The sequence below is a fragment of the Ezakiella sp. genome (genome assembly GCF_034180565.1).
Classification (GTDB): domain Bacteria; phylum Bacillota; class Clostridia; order Tissierellales; family Peptoniphilaceae; genus Ezakiella.
In genome coordinates this window covers 197695-216170 of the sequence record NZ_JAXFOB010000010.1, presented here as the reverse complement: position 1 = coordinate 216170, position 18476 = coordinate 197695, and the positions used below count along the sequence as shown (strand labels likewise).

The window sequence follows — 18476 nt, the reverse complement described above, 5'->3', positions numbered from 1 at the left end:
AAAACGTAAAAGTGTTTAAATATAGATGATTTAAACAACTTTAATATTATTATATACTTTTAATATATTAAAGTCAACATAATTAATTTGACTTATTTTATGCAAAGAATTTAAATTTATATTATAAAATTATAAAATCTATAAAAATCTGTGGTCCATGCTATTTTTAACCGCTATTTACTTGAATAATCAATGACTGGCTGCTATAATATACGTTAGGAGATGATAATTTGAAAGATATCAGAAATATAGCCATTATTGCTCACGTTGACCACGGCAAGACCACGCTTGTTGACGCTATGCTTAAACAATCAGGCATATTCAGGCAAAACCAAGTGGTTCAAGACCGTGTAATGGACTCTAATGACCTTGAACGTGAAAGAGGGATTACTATTACGAGTAAGAATACCTCTGTAGTTTATAATGACACAAAAATAAATATTATTGATACACCGGGCCACGCGGACTTCGGTGGAGAAGTTGAACGTGTTTTGAAGATGGCGGACGGAGTCCTTTTACTTGTTGACTCATTTGAAGGACCGATGCCGCAAACAAAATTTGTATTGAAGAAAGCATTTGAGCTGAATTTAAAAGTAATTGTTATAGTTAATAAAATTGACAGAAAAGATGCGAGAGTTGACGAGGTTATCGATGAGGTTCTCGATTTATTTATTGAACTCGGAGCCGGCGACGAACAACTCGAAGCACCGTTTTTATTTGCTTCCGCAAGGGGCGGTTACTGCGGATACAGTGCGCTCGAACCTGCGAAGGATTTGCATGAACTTTTCGATGCGATTTTAAAATATATTCCGGCACCGAATGTTGATGAAAACGGACCGAAGAAGCTTTTGATTTCGACGATTGACTACAGTGAATATTTGGGAAGAATCGGAATCGGTAAACTCGAATCCGGAGTGCTTAAAAACAACGACAGTTGTATAGTTGTTAATCACAATGATCCCGACAGACATATTCGTGCAAAAATTGCAGGTCTTTATGAATTTGAAGGTTTAAACAGGGTTGAAGTGGACTCTTCAACAGCCGGAAATATTGTTGCTGTCACAGGGATTTCGGATCTTGAAATCGGAGACACTCTGACTATTGAAGGCGAAAAGCCGATTGAATTTGTAAAAATCAGCGAACCGACAATTTCCATGACTTTCAGTGTAAATGATTCACCTTTTGCAGGTAGAGAAGGAAAGTTCGTAACATCAAGACAATTAAGAAGCAGACTTATGAAGGAAATTGAAACAAATGTTTCGATGAAGATTGAAGAAACGACTTCAACCGACAGCTTTATCGTTAAGGGTAGAGGAGAACTTCATATTTCAGTTCTTATTGAAACTATGAGAAGAGAAGGATATGAATTCCAAGTTTCAAAACCGCAAGTTCTTTATAAGAGGGATGAAAATGGACAAAAACTCGAGCCTATTGAAGAAGTGGTAATTGACGTTGACGCTGCTTATATCGGCTCGATTATGGACAAACTCGGACAAAGAAAAGGGGAACTTAAAAATATGACCGAAAGCAGGGGCGGATATTCAAGACTTGTTTTTGAAATTCCGGCAAGAGGTCTTATTGGATACAGACAAGAATTTTTGACGGACACGAGAGGCGAAGGTATTATAAATACTGAATTTAAGGCTTTCGAACCGTACAAGGGCGACATTCCAACAAGACAAATGGGTTCTTTGATTGCATTTGAAAATGCGACATCGACCGCATATGGACTGTTCCAAGCTCAAGACAGAGGAAATCTCTTCATCGGACCGGGCGTTGAAGTTTATGAAGGAATGATTGTCGGAGAAAATCCGAAGGGACTTGACATTGAAGTTAACGTCGGTAAGGAAAAACAAAAGACAAATATGAGAGCTGCAGGCTCAGACGACAACTTAAGGCTTGTTCCGCCGATTACGATGTCTCTTGAAGAAGCACTCGAATTTATTGAAGATGACGAACTTCTTGAAGTAACGCCGAAATCACTCAGAATAAGAAAGAAGATTTTATCAAATCAAAAGAGATATAAGTCAAAAAAATAGATTAATTTGAGGTAGAAGAATTGAAAGAACTGATATTACCGATTTTAAGCAATTTACTATGGATAAATATAATACTTGCGATTGCGGTTATCGTTATGGAGAGACGTAATCCAACCACTACGTGGATGTGGATTACGATTCTCGTTCTTTTACCGGGATTTGGATTTTTTATATATTTATGGCTTGGAAGAAGTTTTAAAAAACGAAAAATGTTTGAGGACAAGTTCGCAAAAGACAGACTTCAAAGCCGCGGTCTCATAGGCGGAAAGCAAATTATGCACCGCGATATGGACAAACAACAAATATTTCCGTTTAATGAATATGCAGATATGATTGAAATGCATTTCAGAAACGGAGATGCTGTACTTACTACGGACAATGAATTCTTGCCACTTTTTAACGGCGAAGAATTTTTTGACATGCTTTTTAAAGAAATTGAAAATGCAAAGAGTTCAATTTATATTCAAACATATATTATGCGAAGCGACAAAATGGGCAAAAAGCTCTGCAAAATTTTAACTAACAAAGCAAGAGAGGGAGTCGATGTAAAGCTCTTGATTGACGGAATGGGTTCCAGGAGACTCCACTCTTCAGATATAAAAAAGATGCGAGAAGCGGGAGTTGAAGTTGAAATATTCTTCCCGTTCTTTTTGAGCTTCGTTTCACCGAGAATCAACTATAGAAATCACAGAAAAATTTATATTTTAGATGGTAAAATCGGATATCTCGGAGGGTTCAATGTCGGCGATGAATATTATGACGGCGGGAAAAAATGGGAGTCATGGCGAGATTCGGTTATAAAAATAAAGGGCTCCGCCGTTTATATGCTGAAATACAGATTTATCCTCGATTTTAACTTTGCAGCAGGAAACAGGCATGTAAAATATGAAGATGAATTAAATGAGTTTCATGGGAATAGCGCATGCCAAATTGTGACTTCGGGACCTGACAATGAGTGGCCGAGCATAAAGGACGGTTTTTTAAAAATGATTTCTTCTGCGAAAGAGAGCATCTATATCGAAACACCGTATTTTATTCCGGATGACTCGGTGCTTGAGAGCCTCAGGGTCGCAATACTTTCAGGTGTAAATGTAAAATTGCTTCTTCCGTTTAAGGGGGACCATCCGTTTGTGTTTTGGGCATCGCTCTCATTTGCGGGAAAAATTTTGGAAGCGGGCGGAGAGGTTTATTTTTATAAAAACGGATTCCAACATTCGAAAGTTATAATTATGGATAACAAGATGGTTTCAATGGGGACAGCGAATATGGACGTTCGAAGTTTTCAACTAAACTTCGAAGCAAATGCATTTATTTACGACGAAGAAATCGCGAAAATATTCTCGGAGAAATTTCTACAAGATATCAGAGAAAACTCATATTCTCTCACATATCAGGAATATCTTAGAAGAAGCAATTGGGTGAAGATAAAAGAGAATGTTTCAAGGCTCGGAAGTCCGATTCTATAGGAGGAAAAATGATTTATAAAAACGGAAAAATTTTAGATGAAAAGCCGGATTTAAACGATAATTTTATCTATGAAGTTCTAAGATGTGAAGACGAGGTTTATTTGTTTTTTGAAGATCACATGAAGCGACTTTATGGAAATCTTGAAAAAGCAAACAAAACAGAATTGTTTGATAGAATTAAGGAAATAATGTCTGATTTCAAACCTGAGAGAAACGTTGAAAGCGTGATGATTATGGTCGACGGCGAAGACGTTTTTATGGAGGATATGATAATTCGTGAAGTTACAGATTTTGAGAGAAAACACGGGGTTGAAATCGGACTTTATGAATTTGAAAGGCTGAATCCGGATAGAAAGATTTATAGAAAAGAGTTCAAAAAAGAAGTGCAGGAGATAATGGACAAAAAAGATTTGTTTGAACTTCTTTTGTTTAAGGGCGATGAAGTGCTCGAGGGTTCGCGATCAAATTTTTATTATATAAGAGACGGGAAAATTTTTGAGCCGACAAAAAAGAAAACTTTGCCGGGCGTTGTAAAAAAGAATTTTTATAAGATGTGCAAAGAGATACTTTCTTTGGAAGTTGAAGAGAGAGAACTGTCACTTGATGAACTTAAAACAATTGACGGCGCGCTACTTTCGGGGACGGGAATGGACGTTGTGCCTATAAAAAGTATAAATGGGAGAGAGCTTAGCGGAAAAGATTATGAACTATCGATTGAACTCGCCCAAAAATTTAGAGAATTTATAGATGAATATAAAAAAGAATTTAAAGAAAAGGAGATTTTATGAAATACGATTTTGAAACCCTTACAAAAAGAAGAGAACAAGGTTCTGTAAAATACAGAAAAACATTTAGAGAATTTCCGGATTTACCGTCTAACATAATTCCACTTTCAATGGCAGATATGGAATTTAAAAATCCGCCGGAAATGGTCGAAGGCTTGAAAAAGTTTTTGGATGAGATGGTTCTTGGATACACCGAAGCGAATGAGGATTTCAAGGAAGCTTTGAAATCATGGCTCAAAAGAGTGCACGATTTTGAAGTAAAAGACGAATGGATGGTAAACAACACGGCGGTCGTTCCTGCGATTTTTAACGCTGTAAAATCGCTCACAAACGAAGGAGACGGTGTAATAGTTATGTCTCCTGTATATTTTCCGTTTTTTAATGCTGTGCTCTCACAAGGAAGGAAACTTGTCGATGCTCCTCTAATTGAGAAGGACAACAGATTTTATATAGACTTTGAGAAGTTTGAAGAACTTGCAAAAGCGAAAGAAAACAAAGTACTTCTTTTCTGTTCACCTCATAACCCGGTTACACGCGTTTGGACAAGAGAAGAACTTGAAAAGCTTGAGAAAATAATTCTTGAAAACGATTTGTATTTGATAAGCGATGAAATTCACTCGGACATAATAATGCCGGGTCACAAACATATTGTATTTCAAACGTTATCGGATGAACTCGCAGACAGAACAATCACATTCACATCGGCATCAAAGACATTTAATCTCGCCGGAATGGGAGTTTCTACAACAATTATAAAAAATCCTGAGCTCAAAAAGAATTTTATACAAGCAGTTATGGGCGTTCAATCGCACGCAACCTCCGCACTCGGATTTAAAGCTGCTGAAATCTGCTACAATGAATGCGAAGAATGGCTAAGTCAACTTATTGAAAAAATAATCGAAAATCAAAATGTTTTGAAAGAAGAACTTAAAGACACAAAGATTAAGTTTGTTGAACCGGAAGGAACTTATTTAATGTTCCTCGACTTCCGCGCATACGATATGACGCGTGAGGAAAGAGAAAGAATTCTTGCGGAGGATTGTGCTGTGATTTTTGATCATGGACATAAGTTCGGAGAAGTTGCGGATGGTTTTGAAAGAATAAACCTTGCCGCACCGACAGAAGTTATAAGAGACGCTGCAAAAAGACTAAAAAAATATTTTAAATAATTCTATTAAAACACTTCTCAAACTCGAGAAGTGTTTTTGTATGTGTAAAAACAAACTCGAGAAAATTTACCGAATATTAAACATAAAACACTTGTAATTATAAAAAGAATTTGATATAATAGATTTTGTTATAAACATGCTGAAGTGGCTCAGTCGGTAGAGCAGCTGATTCGTAACCAGCAGGTCGCAGGTTCGATTCCTGTCTTCAGCACCAATCAAAACGTTGCAATTTTAATGGTTGTAGCGTTTTTTTATTTTTGTGAATTTTCGAAAAATCAACGTAAAATCATATATTTTTACGTCTACTGCTAACAAGCTGCTAACAAACTGATAACAAAATGTGCAGTTTTGAACTTCACATTATTGTAAAAAATCTACTGCTTTTACCAACTCACGAGCTCGATTTATTACATAAAATCTGTCGGTGGTTTCGAAGTCGGCGGGACCGAGTATACAAAATAAATTAATAATAATTATTAGTACAATTTTGGTTTAATTATTTTTTTTGGGTATAAATATTGTGAAAGAATTTTATAAATGTAATTAATCATAGAAAATATATTATAAATATATTAATTACACACAAAAAAGTACTTAACTAAAATCACACATCTTCTCTCATAAAATAGATTTTATATTAGACACTGAAAATCTTGTTATTTTAGATGGAGATGGTAACATGTGGTGAAAAACTATAGGAGGAAAATATGAATAAATCTGAAAAGCCGTCATATTTTAAAACATTCTTTAGGTCTCTTGGCCTGATTTTTAAAAGTGCACCGACCAAAGTTACATTTCTTATGATAATTTTGGCGCTGCAAATTTTTATTCCGGTAGTTCAAGCGACGGCGATTGCAAAATTTATAGACAGTGTAAAAACGCTATCGGATGTTAAATCGGCAATACTTATAATGCTGCCGTTTATTATTGCGGTGCTCATAGATTTTTTGGTGGGGCCGCTGATGATGATTGTGCAAGGGGAATGCACGGATTCACTTGTTAAAAAGGTGAACATGGATCTTTTTAATAAAGTTTCCGAAGTGGATAACTTAAACACATTGGACAATCCTGAATTCTACGACAGGCTCAATATGCTTCAAATGGAAATTGCATTCAGACCGATAAATTTGATTGTATTTTCATTTTCTATCATAAGAATTTTCGTTACAATTGTCGTTATGTTTGCCCAGCTCTCGGCTTATTCCATTTGGATTCCGCTTGCATTTTTGGTGGGTATTTTCCCTCAAAGTTATATCGTCTACAAACTCCAAGTAGCAGCTTATGAAAACACGGTCACGAGATCGCCTTTTGTAAAGCAATTAAACTATTACAGGGACATATTGCTGGGGAGAGACTTTTCAAAAGAAAGAGTTGTCTTTAAATATGGAGACAAATTTAAAGAAGATTACGATGAAATTATTGATAGAATTAACGGGGAATCCGCTAAAGACAGAAGAAAGAAGGGGCTTGCCGGAGTGCTTGTTTCAATTTTTGGAGTCGTGATTTTATCCATAACAATAGTTTTATTTGTGAAAAACGTGGTCGCCGGAATTTACACCATCGGAGCTCTTTCGCTATTTCTAAATTATCTTTTATACACAGCAAGAAGCTCCATAAGATTTATCGAAGAAGGCTCGATGCTTCTTGAAACGGAACTTTTTATGAATACTTATTTTGAATTTTTGGATTTCGACTTCAATATGGCTTCCGGAGATTCAAATTGCAACGATGTGAATAAAATTGAATTTAAAAATGTATCCTTTAAATATCCGGGAAGAGACGACTATGCATTGAATAATGTGAGTTTCGATTTTAACGTCGGGGACAGGCTTGGAATTGTGGGCGTAAACGGCTCGGGGAAAACTACAATTATGAAGCTTTTATTGAGGCTATACGACGCCGACAGCGGTCAAATTCTCATAAATGGTAAAGACATCAAGGATTACGATGTCGAAGAGCTTAGAAGTTCATTTGGAGTACTTTTTCAGGATTTCAACAAATACGAAATCACTTTCCGAGAAAATGTGGAATTGAGCAATATAAATAAAAATTCCAAGGATGATCTCGTTGAGTCAATAAATCGTGCAGGTGCTGATTCAGTACTTAAAAAATTCGGCAATAATATGGAAACGCATTTGGGCAAAATTTACAATGACGGCGTGGAAATTTCAGGTGGCGAGTGGCAAAGAATTGCAACCGCAAGAACTCTCTATCACGGCGGGAATGTGCTGATATTTGACGAACCGACGAGCGCGCTTGATCCGATACAAGAAAAAGTTTTTTGGGAAAATCTTTTGGAAGACTCAAATATAAGATCGGCAATTTTTACCACGCACAGAATTCAAGGCTTGAAAAGAGCAACGAAGTTTATTGTGCTCGATGCCGGAAAAGTTGTTGAAGAAGGAAGCTTCGATGAGTTGATGAATGCAAACGGAAAGTTTTTCGAGCTGTTTAATGCACAAAACTAGTTTTAATATGAAAAATTTTTAATTTATCCGTACAAAAATTATAACAATTTAAAAAGAGCACTGTGTCTAAAAACTTAGAAAGTGCTCTTTTTTTATTGCTCATAATTGGGTATAATGTATGTATGAGGTGGAATATGGAAGTATTGAAAAATGTATCTATTAAACCATATACGTCGATGAAAGTCGGAGGGAATGTGAAAGAGATTTTTTTTCCTGAAGACACCGACGATATTTTAGATGTTTTAAATAAATGTAAGGATGTAATTGTAATAGGAAATTGCTCGAATCTCATTATTCCGGACGGATATTATGATAAAAGTTTTATGATTTTAAGGGACAATTTTTCCAAAATTCGAAAGGACGGATATAGAATTATCGCCGAATCCGGAGTCACGATGAAAGCTTTGAGCAGATTTGCACTTAAGTCATATTTGAAAGGGTTTGAATTTTTGGACGGAATTCCCGGAACTATAGGTGGCGGGATTTTTATGAATGCAGGAGCTTACGGACCGGTTATAAGCGATGTTTTGGAAAGTGTTAGCGCAATCAGAGACGGCAAAGTTGTAAGATATACAAAAGAACAGCTTGATTTTTCGCAAAGGTACAGTTCATTTCAAACAAACGGTGAAATAATTGTTGGGGCGACTTTTATCGGAGAAGAGGGTGACCAAAAGGAAATTGAAGCAGTTATAAATGATTTGAACGGCAGAAGACGCGAAAAGCAACCCCTTGACTATCCTTCATGCGGAAGTGTGTTTAAGAGACCGGAAAACGGATTTGCTTCAAAGATTATAGATGAATGCGGACTTAAAGGACTTAGAATCGGAGGGGCGGAAGTTTCAAAGAAACACGCGGGCTTTATTATAAATGTCGACAATGCAAGCTATGAAGATGTGGTTTTGCTTATTCAAAAGGTTCATGATATTGTACTTGATAAGACGGGAATAAGTTTGGAAACCGAAGTCAAGATTTTGAGGTGATGTTATGGAAATTGTTATAGTCACGGGACTTAGCGGAGCCGGAAAGACTGCTGCTTTAAATGTTTTGGAAGATGAAGGCTATCTTTCAATTGACAATTTGCCTACGCCTCTTATAAGAGATTTGGTTGAACTTATGGAGGAAACGCCGGAGATAAATAAAATTGCACTTGCGCTTGACCAAAGGGGACGTGTTTTTAAGCGTGAACTTTATAAAACGATAAAAGATTTGAAGGATGATTACGGTGCAAAAGTTCTGTTTTTAAATGCGAGCGACAATGCGCTTATAAAAAGATTCAAGGAGAAGAGAAGACTTCACCCGATGAGTCCCGGCGGCACGATTGTCGACGGCATTCAAAAGGAAAGAGAACTCATGGACAGAGTTATGGATCTTTCGATTCCGATTGACACTACGAATTTGACTTTAGGTGAGCTTAAAAATATTATTCACAGTTTAGTTTTAAATGATAAAAATGAAATTTCAGTTATTTTCAAAACTTTCGGATTTAAAAACGGCATTGTTCTCGATGCGGATTTAGTTTTTGACGTTAGGTTTATCACAAATCCATATTATGTTTCGGAGCTTAAGCTCAAGAGTGGATACAATTCGGATTGCTATGACTTTGTTTTGGCTCAAAAAGAGAGCGTCGAGTTTATAGAAAAAGTGCACGATTTATTGAAGTTTTTGATTCCGCTTTATGAAAATGAGGGCAAGGAGCAACTTATTGTTGCTTTCGGATGCACCGGCGGAAGACAGCGCTCGGTGAGTGTTGCAAGGAGACTTGCGGAACTTCTTAAAGAGTCGGGAATAAGTATTACAATTATAAATCGAGATTTGGATGAGGCGCACGATGATTAAACTTGCAGCAATAGGCGGCGGAACAGGACTCAGCGTTTTATTAAACGGACTCAAGAAAAAATTTGACGTAGCTGCAATCGTCACGGTTGGAGACAACGGTGGTGGAAGCGGGATTTTAAGAGAGGACCTTAACATGCTACCGCCGGGAGATATAAGAAACTGTCTTTTGGCGCTTTCGGAAGCGCCGGACGACTTGAGAAAACTTTTGAGTTATAGATTCGAAGATGGCTCTCTCAAAGGGCAGTCACTCGGGAATTTGATTATTGCAGGGATGGTTAAGAGCGAAGGCTCATTTGAAGACGGAATTCAAGTTGTTTCCAATGTCTTAAATTTAAAGGGCAAGGTTTATCCAGTCACAATTGACAATATGGATTTGTGCGCAGTTCTTTCAGACGGTGTGAAAGTAAGGGGCGAGTCCGAGATTGCAATTTTCGCTTTAAAGAGAAAAGCCGGAATCAAAGAACTTTCTTTGATTAATCATGTAAATATTTCGGAGCATGCCAAAGAGGCGATTTTAAACGCTGACGTGGTCACATTGGGACCGGGAAGTCTATACACGTCTGTTATATGCAATCTCCTTGTTGATGGAGTTAGAGAGGCGCTAAAGGACAAAAAAGTTGTATATATTGCGAATGTAATGACTCAACCTGAGGAAACTATGGGCTACTCGCTATATAATCATGTCGAGGAAGTTGAGAGATATCTCGGTCGTGAAATTGATTATGTACTTGCAAACGATGTACTTCCGAAAAGGGAACTCATCGAAAAATATAGCTTTGAAGGAAGCATGCCGGTTGAAGTTACAGACGAGGATAGAGAAATGTTGGATTCGAAACTTATTACCGGTGAATTTCTCGAGGTAAAGAGCGGATATGTGAGGAGCAATGCAACAAATATAACCGAAACACTTTCGGAGCTTTTTTATGTATAAATGTTATTTGCTCGGAAAAAATATTAAGAATTCACGCTCCGGAGAGATTTATCGAGAACTGTCGGAAAAGGACAATATAGATTTTTTGTACGAAAATGCGGACATGAATCCGGAAGAGATTCCGAAATTTGTGAGATTTATAAAGGAAACGGGAGCAAGAGGATTTAATGTTACTGCGCCATATAAATCGGAAATAATAAAATATCTTGACGATATGTCGGAAGCGGTGAATGTTCTAAATGCTGCGAACACGGTTATAAACAAAAATGGAAAGTTTGTGGGATATAACACTGACGTGTACGGAGCACAGAGAGCATACGAAAACTTTCTTAGAATTGGTAAAACGCTTATTCTTGGAAGAGGAGGAGCTGCGAGAGCTCTAATCTATGCGTTTAAAGATTTTGATTTGACTTTGTATGTGAGAGATTCAAGTCAAAATGACATGCTTTTAAAGATAAAGCCGGACCTAAATTTTATTTATGATTTAAAAAATTGCGATTTTGCAAATGTTATCAATGCCACAAGCGTCGGTTTTAACGAGGATAGGGCGATTATTACAAAAAAATTCGATTCACAGAAAACGGCAGTGGACATTATTTATACGCCTGAACGCACACTTTTTTTAAGCGAGATGGAAAAACAGGGTGTAGAAATAAAAAATGGATACGATATGCTCTACTACCAGGCGGTGGAAGCATACAAGTTATATAAGGGTGAGGATAATGATTAGAATTATTGCGGGTTCATGTTCAATAGAAAGCGAGAGACAGGCTCTTTCGCTTGCGCGCGAACTGAAACAACGCGGAATAACTGAAATGAGAGCGGCACTTTTTAAGCCGAGAACCGATCCGAAAGATTTTCAGGGGATTGGTTGGAAAGGTCTGCCGATTCTCGATAAAATCAGGGAAATGGGTATGAAAACCGTCACAGAGGTTGTCGGTGTGAGCCAGATTGAGAAACTTTATGACCATGTCGATGTTTTTCAAATCGGCGCAAGAAATATGCAAAATTTTGAGCTTTTAAGGGAGATTGGAAAAACGGATAAACCCGTCATATTAAAAAGGGGCTTTTCAAATACGGTTCATGAATTCTTAAAGGCGGCGGAATATATAAAGCTTGAGGGGAATCACAAGATTACTCTTTGCGAAAGAGGGATTCGAAGTTTCGATGATGTAACGAGAAATATTTTGGATATCGGTGCCATAATTTACATCAAAGAAAACACGGACTACAAAGTCATTGCGGACCCGAGCCATTCGATGGGAAGACGTGATTTTGTAAGACGTGCGGCGAGAGCGGCTGTTGCTGCCGGAGCTGATGGAATTATTGTTGAAGTGCATGAAAATCCGGAAATTGCTCTGAGCGATTCGAAGCAAACAATTCCGCTCGAGACATTCGACAAAATTGTGGAGGATTTGTGGAAAAAATAATTTTAAAATCCATAAAAAATCAATACGACTATATTGACTCGGAAGAATATTTGGTTGTTGCAGATGAGAAATTGAAGGATTTATATCCGGAAATTTTTCCGGAAAACACAATGTTTATCGAGGCGGGCGAATGTGCAAAGACAAAAGAAGTTCTGTTTTCAATTGTTGAGAGAATGCACGATTTGTCGCTCACTAGAAATTCGACACTTTATATTGTCGGGGGTGGAACGATTTCGGATGTCGCGTCTTTTGCCGCGGGCATTTACATGAGAGGGATAAGGCATATAATTCTCCCGACGACACTTTTATCGATGACGGATGCGGCGATTGGCGGCAAGTGTGCAATAAATTTTATGAATGCGAAGAATAATGTCGGAATTTTTAAAGAGCCGGAAATTGTTTATATCGATTCGAATTTTACAAAAACTCTTGAAGAAGAGGATTTGAAAGACGGATTTGTCGAAGGATTTAAACTTGCAACTCTATTTGATAGAGAGGTTGCAATGGAGATGTTTGAGCTTTTAAAAGCCGACGAAAAGGATAAACTCATAGAAAAGATGACAGAATACGCGCCTTTAAAAAAAGCACAAATTGTTGAGATGGATTTTAAAGACAAGGGCATAAGGAATCTTTTAAACGTAGGACACACGGTTGCGCATTTTTTGGAAGGTCAGTCAGGTTACAAAATTAGCCACGGAAAGGCTGTTGCGATTGGACTTTTTATGGAGTCGATGCTCGGATATTCCGATGAAGAAACGATTCGAATTTTTCGAAAATTTTATGAGATTTTATATGGAAAACCGGAGATTCAAACGGATATAGAATTTGATTTCAGTGCAGATAAAAAAGCTGTGAACAAGGAATTTATAGATATTCCGGTTGTTGAAGCTATCGGTAAAGGGAAGATTGTGAGGGTAAAAAGAGCGTGGTTGGAAGAGAGTTTGAAAAAGGTTTTGATGAAAATTTAAAATTCCCATATCTACCGTGCGCTTCAAAAAGCTACAGCCACAGATTTTTGGTTTTGAGTTATGTATTAAATAAACCGACAAAAATTAAGAACTTCAGTTTTTCCGAAGATGCGAATATCACACTTTCAGCACTTTACGATAATTATCAATTCAAATATTACAATAGTCGCTTTGACAAAATTTCGGAACTTACACTTTTTCCGAAGTGGAAAACCAAGAAAGATACGCACTACCTAAAAGACAGCGGGAGCAGTCTAAGATTTCTGATTCCGGTTTTTCTGGATGGCAAGAAGCATAAGTTCGAAGGGAGCGAGCGGCTTTTTGAAAGACCTCTTGATTATTACGAAAAACTTTTTAAAGATGAGGGAATTGATTTTAAAAAATCAAAGGATTCGATTGAATTTTCAGGAAAAATAACTCATAGAAAATTTGACGTCGACATTTCAAAGTCGACACAGTTTGCATCCGGCATGATGATGGCGGGGGTTAATAAATTTGATGTGAGTTATGGCGATGGGGCAAATGTTCAATATTTACTACAAACCGAAGATGCAATTCGAAGAATGAATAATGACGCGGAAAGGCTGGAAGTAAATGTGCCGGAAGACATGAGCAACAGGGCATTTTTTGAAATTTTAAAATATTTTAATAGACTTGACGGCGATATGCCGAAAACAAAAGCTGCAAAATCGACTGACAATATTATTTCGGAGTGGTTAAAATCAGACAAATGCACTTTCGATCTAAAAAACAATTTGGACCTTGCACCGGTTTTTGCAGCGGCTCTTGCAATAAAGTCGGGATTGAATGGAAAAAAATATAAAATTATAGGTATAAAAAATCTTGCGTATAAGGAATCAAATAGAACACATGAAATAAAAAAAGTTTTAAATATGTTCGGCTACGCCGTTTCGATTGGAGGAGACACAATTGTGATAGGCGGAAGAACTTCGGATTTTGATTCCGAACGTTCGATTTATCTTAATCCTAAAGAGCACAGGATTTTTCATATGGCGCTCATACTTTCATGTTTTCACAAGGGGAGAGTCGTTCTTAAAAATAAAGAGTGCTTAAAAAAATCACACTACGAGCTATATAGTTTTTTGGGGAGGATGAGATGAGTTTTTCTATTGGAACAGTTGTAAAATTTAATATTTTCGGAGCTTCCCATGACATTTGTGTCGGAGGAAGTTTGGAGGGACTCCCTGCAGGAACGAAGATAGATTTCGAAAGAATAGAATCGGATCTTAGTAGGCGAAGACCGAGTGCAAAAGGCGAGACAAAAAGAGTTGAAAGGGATGAATTATTATTTGTGTCAGGTTTGGAGGACGGACACACGACGGAAGCACCTTTTACTTTTGCTATTAAAAACGAGGATATAAAACCGGAAGATTATGATAAAATATCGAACATATTTAGACCGGGACATGCGGATTATTCGAAATATATAAAATATAGCGGCAATGCTTTTAGAACAGGCGGTGGAATATTTTCGGGAAGGATGACGGCACCGATAGTTGTTGCAGGTTCTGTCGTTATAGACATACTTTCAAAAATGGGCATCACGATTGAATCAAAAATAATATTCGGCGAATCCGGAACGGGAGCCAGAATAAAAGTGTCTGTTCACGGTGTTAAGGCCGGTGTCGGAGAGCCTTTTTTCGACAGTTTTGAATCGGAAATTGCACATGCGATGTTTTCAATACCTGCAGTTAAGGGTGTAAACTTCGGAGAAATAGAAAATTTGTACTCTAAAACAATCGAAGAAATATATGATGAATATGAAATAAAAGAAGGCGAGCCGAAACTCAAACACAACTATTGGGGTGGAGTTGACGGTGGAATAACAAACGGCGAAGAAATTTATTTTTATACGCTTTTGAAACCGATTCAAACACATGATTTTCAAATCCAAACGTCGGACAAAGAGTATAATGCATTAAATGTAAAATTTGGAGGAAGACACGACAAGAATATTTCAAAACGCGTTCGAGTCGTGTTGGAGTCTATGACGGCGATAGTTTTATATGATTTAATAAGGAGAGGGTCAAAGTGAATATAGTGTTAATCGGGATGCCGGGTTGCGGAAAGACGACCCTTTCGCTCGAGCTAAGAAAAATGCTTGGTTACAAGGCAATTGACTCGGACAGATATATCAAAAAAACATCAGGCATGACTGTCGACGAACTTTTTGAAATCGGCGAAGATTTTTTTAGAATTGAGGAGACAAAGGCGCTCGTCGACATTATGAGCAAATATGACAGAACTGTTGTTGCAACCGGCGGCGGTGTCGTTGAGAGAGCGTGCAATAAAGAGGTGTTAAAACAAAACGGATTTGTTATTTTTATTAATCGCGATTTGAATGAAATCAGAAAAGTCTTGACCAGCAAAAATAGACCGCTTCTTCGTAACAACAAGGACAAGGTTTTAAATTCGCTGTACGAAAGGCGGATTGATAAGTACAGAGATTTTTGCGATATGGAAGTAAAGGTCGATAAAGGATTATTTTTGACAGCAAGTTTTATAAAAGATGAACTTAGAAGGATGGGAATTGTCAAATGAGAATATTAGTGGTAAATGGTCCAAATCTTAGATATTTGGGCATAAGAGAGCCGGAAAAATACGGCACAAAGTCGCTTACGGACATCGAAAATGAATTGAGGTCTATGGCGGATTTAAATGACAATGAAATAGAATTTTTCACGTCAAATTCAGAAGGTGAGATAATTGACAGGATTCAGCTCAGAGATTACGACGGACTTATTATAAATCCGGGTGCATATTCGCACTACAGCATTGCGATTTTGGATGCGCTTCTTTCGATTGATGTGCCGAAAGTTGAAGTGCATATCACAAATGTGTTCAGACGCGAAGAAGAGAGAAGAAACTTGCTTACGGCTCGCGGTGCAGACGGAGTTATTGCAGGGTTTGGAGATTATGTATACAAAATGGCGCTTAGCTATTTTTTGTAATTTCAGGATAAAAATGTTATAATAAAAATATATTACTAAGGAGGTATTTTATGGCATTTAAATATGATTTAGATTATATTATCAATTTTGGTATTGAACTTTTAAAGACCCCTTCACCAACAGGTGACACAAAAAAAGCAGTTAAATTTGTTAAGGATGAACTTGAAAAGTATTATCCTTGCGAATATACAAGAAAAGGCGCATTACTTTGCAAAATAGAAGGTGAAAACAAAGATGACGCTCTTCTATTGTCTGCACACGTCGACACACTCGGCGCAATGGTCAAGGAATTAAAACCGAACGGTCGTTTAAAAATGAGCATGCTCGGCGGATATTCATGGGCAACCGTTGAAGGACTTGAAGTCACAATTCCGACAGAAGATGGAAAAGAATACACGGGAACAATCATGACCACAGCTGCATCAAGCCACGTAAATGGTGGGCTCACACAATCAATTGAAAGAAATGACAAGAATCTTGAAATTCGTGTTGATGAAGTTGTAAAGAGCAAGGAAGATTTGGAAAAACTTGGAATTCAAGTTGGAGATTTTGTTTACTACAACACAGGCACAAGACTTTGCAATTCAGGCTATTTGAAGAGTCGTCACCTTGATGACAAAGCTTGCGTTATGACACTTGTCGGAATTGCAAAATATATGAAAGAAAACAATATTGTTCCACCGAGAACAACATATCTATTCATTTCAAACTATGAAGAAGTCGGTCACGGCTCAAGCGCAGGAGTTCCGAAAGAAGTTACTGAATTTATTTCAGTTGATATGGCTGCTCCTGGACCTGGACAAACATCAGACGAACAAAAAACAACTATTTGTGTAAAGGACTCAACCGGACCATATGATATCGATATGAAGAGAAAGCTTATTAAGCTCGCAAAGGAAAATGACATTCCATATGTGCTTGACATTTATCCGTTCTATGGCTCAGATGCTTCCGCAGCACAAAGAGCAGGTGTTGATGTAAGAGCAGCTCTCATCGGACCGGGTGTTGACGCAAGCCACAGCTTTGAACGTACACACAAAGACGGTATCAAAGCAACAACTGACTTGGCAATCGCATATGTACTTGCAAAATAAAAGCAAATTAAAATGGCTACTATATGAAATAGTTAGCCATTTTTTTATTTCTTTAAAAGTTTTTCTCGCTCGCTTTCTGGAACGAGCATACCTCCGGTTGACCACGCGATGTGGGTTATATTTTCAGGGGATATTTCTTCTTTATTTATAAATTTTATAAATTCGTCATCATCTAAAAACTTTGTAAAAATCATTGAACTTGCGGCGCTCGGCTCGACAAAAACAGACTCTTTTTTATAAAGCTCCTTCATAAGTTCAAAAATCGAATTTTCATTTATAGTAAATATGCCGGAGAGAGTGTTTTGTGAGGATTTGCAACATAATTCACTCGCTCTTCCTACAGCAAGTCCGTCAGCTTCAGTTTTTCCGTCCATGCCTATGTCATGAACGCTGATTTTGCTGTTTAAACCGGTTGACATACCGAGAAGAACTGACGCGCTTCTTACAGGTTCGACAAAAAATACATACACATTTTCGCCAAAGACAGTTTTTAAACCGTGCAAAATGCCCGAAGGCGCTCCGCCGACGCCGCAAGGAATATATACAAATAGCGGATGCTCATCGTCAACCGAAATATGTTTTTCTATAAGTTGTTCTTTTAGTCTCAGAGCTGCGGTTGAATAGCCAAGGAACAAATTGATTGATTTTTCATCGTCAACAAAATAACTTTTCTCGTCTTCGTCCGAAAGCATTCGTCCATTTTTGACCGCTTCGCTGTAGTTTGAATCATATTGAGTGACATTAACTCCGTTTTCTCGAAGCAGTTTTTTCTTCCAATCTTTTGCGTCCTTGCTCATATGAACAATTGCATTAAAACCGAGCTTTGCGCTTATCAGACCGATTGAAATACCGAGATTTCCGGTTGAGCCGACTTGAATTTTGTACTCGCTGAAAAACTTTCGAAAAACATCAGAATCAAATTGCGAGCAATCTTTTTCAACATCGATTAGATTTGCATTTGCTGCAAGAGTTTCGGCATATTTTAAAATTTCGAAAATCCCACCTCTCGCTTTCACGCTTCCTGCAATCGGAAGGAGATTGTCCTCTTTTAAATACAAATTTTTTATTCCGAATTTGTTGAGATTCAAAAGAGGGGACTCTATGATGCCGTCTGTCGTTTCGAGTTCTTTGAAAGCAGATTTTAAAAAAGGTGCAAATTTTAATAGCAGATTATTTGCCTTATTTATTTCTTCGCTTGACACTTCGCCATATATCGCTCTCTTATAGAAATTCGGATTTATCCACAAAAATTCTTTGTCGGATTTTAGTTTTGCTATTAATTCATTATCCATAGTTTAGTTTTGTCTCCTTTATATTT

17 protein-coding genes and 1 tRNA gene are annotated in these 18476 nt (G+C 37.4%); 17 read left to right on the top strand and 1 reads right to left on the bottom strand.

Features of this window, described 5'->3' with window-relative positions; genetic code table 11:
• Positions 1 to 230 precede the first annotated feature (230 nt).
• From typA to SPI61_RS02775, 17 genes are all read left to right on the top strand, one after another.
• The gene (typA, locus tag SPI61_RS02855; protein WP_321136626.1) at positions 231 to 2039 is read left to right on the top strand and encodes a translational GTPase TypA; all 1809 of its coding nucleotides are present in this window, start codon (positions 231 to 233) and stop codon (positions 2037 to 2039) included.
• A 20-nt stretch (positions 2040 to 2059) separates the two neighbouring features.
• The gene (gene cls, locus SPI61_RS02850; protein WP_321136625.1) at positions 2060 to 3505 is read left to right on the top strand and encodes a cardiolipin synthase; all 1446 of its coding nucleotides are present in this window, start codon (positions 2060 to 2062) and stop codon (positions 3503 to 3505) included.
• A gap of 8 nt (positions 3506 to 3513) precedes the next feature.
• Positions 3514 to 4293, top strand: a complete 780-nt coding sequence (locus SPI61_RS02845; protein ID WP_321136624.1) for an aminotransferase class IV — start codon at positions 3514 to 3516, stop codon at positions 4291 to 4293.
• Complete coding sequence (locus SPI61_RS02840) at positions 4290 to 5459, top strand: MalY/PatB family protein (RefSeq protein WP_321136623.1); 1170 nt, start codon at positions 4290 to 4292, stop codon at positions 5457 to 5459. The genes SPI61_RS02845 and SPI61_RS02840 overlap by 4 nt, the downstream gene beginning before the upstream one ends.
• A gap of 138 nt (positions 5460 to 5597) precedes the next feature.
• Positions 5598 to 5673: transfer RNA gene (locus SPI61_RS02835), tRNA-Thr, on the top strand.
• A gap of 493 nt (positions 5674 to 6166) precedes the next feature.
• Positions 6167 to 7927: an ABC transporter ATP-binding protein gene (locus SPI61_RS02830; protein WP_321136622.1), complete on the top strand. Its 1761-nt coding sequence runs from the start codon at positions 6167 to 6169 to the stop codon at positions 7925 to 7927.
• A 134-nt stretch (positions 7928 to 8061) separates the two neighbouring features.
• Entirely contained in the window at positions 8062 to 8907 is an 846-nt protein-coding gene (gene murB, locus SPI61_RS02825; protein ID WP_321136621.1) for a UDP-N-acetylmuramate dehydrogenase, read from the top strand.
• Between the two features lie 4 nt (positions 8908 to 8911).
• On the top strand, positions 8912 to 9763 hold the full coding sequence (rapZ, locus tag SPI61_RS02820) for an RNase adapter RapZ (RefSeq protein ID WP_321136620.1): 852 nt from the start codon (positions 8912 to 8914) through the stop codon (positions 9761 to 9763).
• On the top strand, positions 9756 to 10694 hold the full coding sequence (locus SPI61_RS02815; protein WP_321136619.1) for a gluconeogenesis factor YvcK family protein: 939 nt from the start codon (positions 9756 to 9758) through the stop codon (positions 10692 to 10694). The genes rapZ and SPI61_RS02815 overlap by 8 nt, the downstream gene beginning before the upstream one ends.
• Positions 10687 to 11424, top strand: coding sequence for a shikimate dehydrogenase (locus tag SPI61_RS02810; protein ID WP_321136618.1), 738 nt, complete (start codon positions 10687 to 10689; stop codon positions 11422 to 11424). Before SPI61_RS02815 ends, SPI61_RS02810 begins: the two co-directional genes overlap by 8 nt.
• Entirely contained in the window at positions 11417 to 12124 is a 708-nt protein-coding gene (aroF, locus tag SPI61_RS02805) for a 3-deoxy-7-phosphoheptulonate synthase (protein WP_321136617.1), read from the top strand. The genes SPI61_RS02810 and aroF overlap by 8 nt, the downstream gene beginning before the upstream one ends.
• Complete coding sequence (locus SPI61_RS02800) at positions 12112 to 13092, top strand: 3-dehydroquinate synthase family protein (protein WP_321136616.1); 981 nt, start codon at positions 12112 to 12114, stop codon at positions 13090 to 13092. The genes aroF and SPI61_RS02800 overlap by 13 nt, the downstream gene beginning before the upstream one ends.
• Complete coding sequence (locus tag SPI61_RS02795) at positions 13050 to 14213, top strand: hypothetical protein (RefSeq protein ID WP_321136615.1); 1164 nt, start codon at positions 13050 to 13052, stop codon at positions 14211 to 14213. The genes SPI61_RS02800 and SPI61_RS02795 overlap by 43 nt, the downstream gene beginning before the upstream one ends.
• Entirely contained in the window at positions 14210 to 15148 is a 939-nt protein-coding gene (locus tag SPI61_RS02790) for a chorismate synthase (protein WP_321136614.1), read from the top strand. Before SPI61_RS02795 ends, SPI61_RS02790 begins: the two co-directional genes overlap by 4 nt.
• On the top strand, positions 15145 to 15654 hold the full coding sequence (locus SPI61_RS02785) for a shikimate kinase (RefSeq protein ID WP_321136613.1): 510 nt from the start codon (positions 15145 to 15147) through the stop codon (positions 15652 to 15654). The genes SPI61_RS02790 and SPI61_RS02785 overlap by 4 nt, the downstream gene beginning before the upstream one ends.
• Positions 15651 to 16064 carry a type II 3-dehydroquinate dehydratase gene (locus tag SPI61_RS02780; RefSeq protein WP_321136612.1) on the top strand — a complete coding sequence of 138 codons (414 nt, stop codon included), beginning with the start codon at positions 15651 to 15653 and terminating at the stop codon, positions 16062 to 16064. The genes SPI61_RS02785 and SPI61_RS02780 overlap by 4 nt, the downstream gene beginning before the upstream one ends.
• Before the next feature lie 50 nt (positions 16065 to 16114).
• On the top strand, positions 16115 to 17158 hold the full coding sequence (locus SPI61_RS02775) for a M42 family metallopeptidase (protein ID WP_321136611.1): 1044 nt from the start codon (positions 16115 to 16117) through the stop codon (positions 17156 to 17158).
• 44 nt (positions 17159 to 17202) lie between these two features.
• On the opposite strand, the gene SPI61_RS02770 is transcribed toward SPI61_RS02775, so the two are convergent.
• Positions 17203 to 18450: a D-serine ammonia-lyase gene (locus SPI61_RS02770; protein WP_321136610.1), complete on the bottom strand. Its 1248-nt coding sequence runs from the start codon at positions 18448 to 18450 to the stop codon at positions 17203 to 17205.
• Between the last annotated feature and the right edge of the window lie 26 nt (positions 18451 to 18476).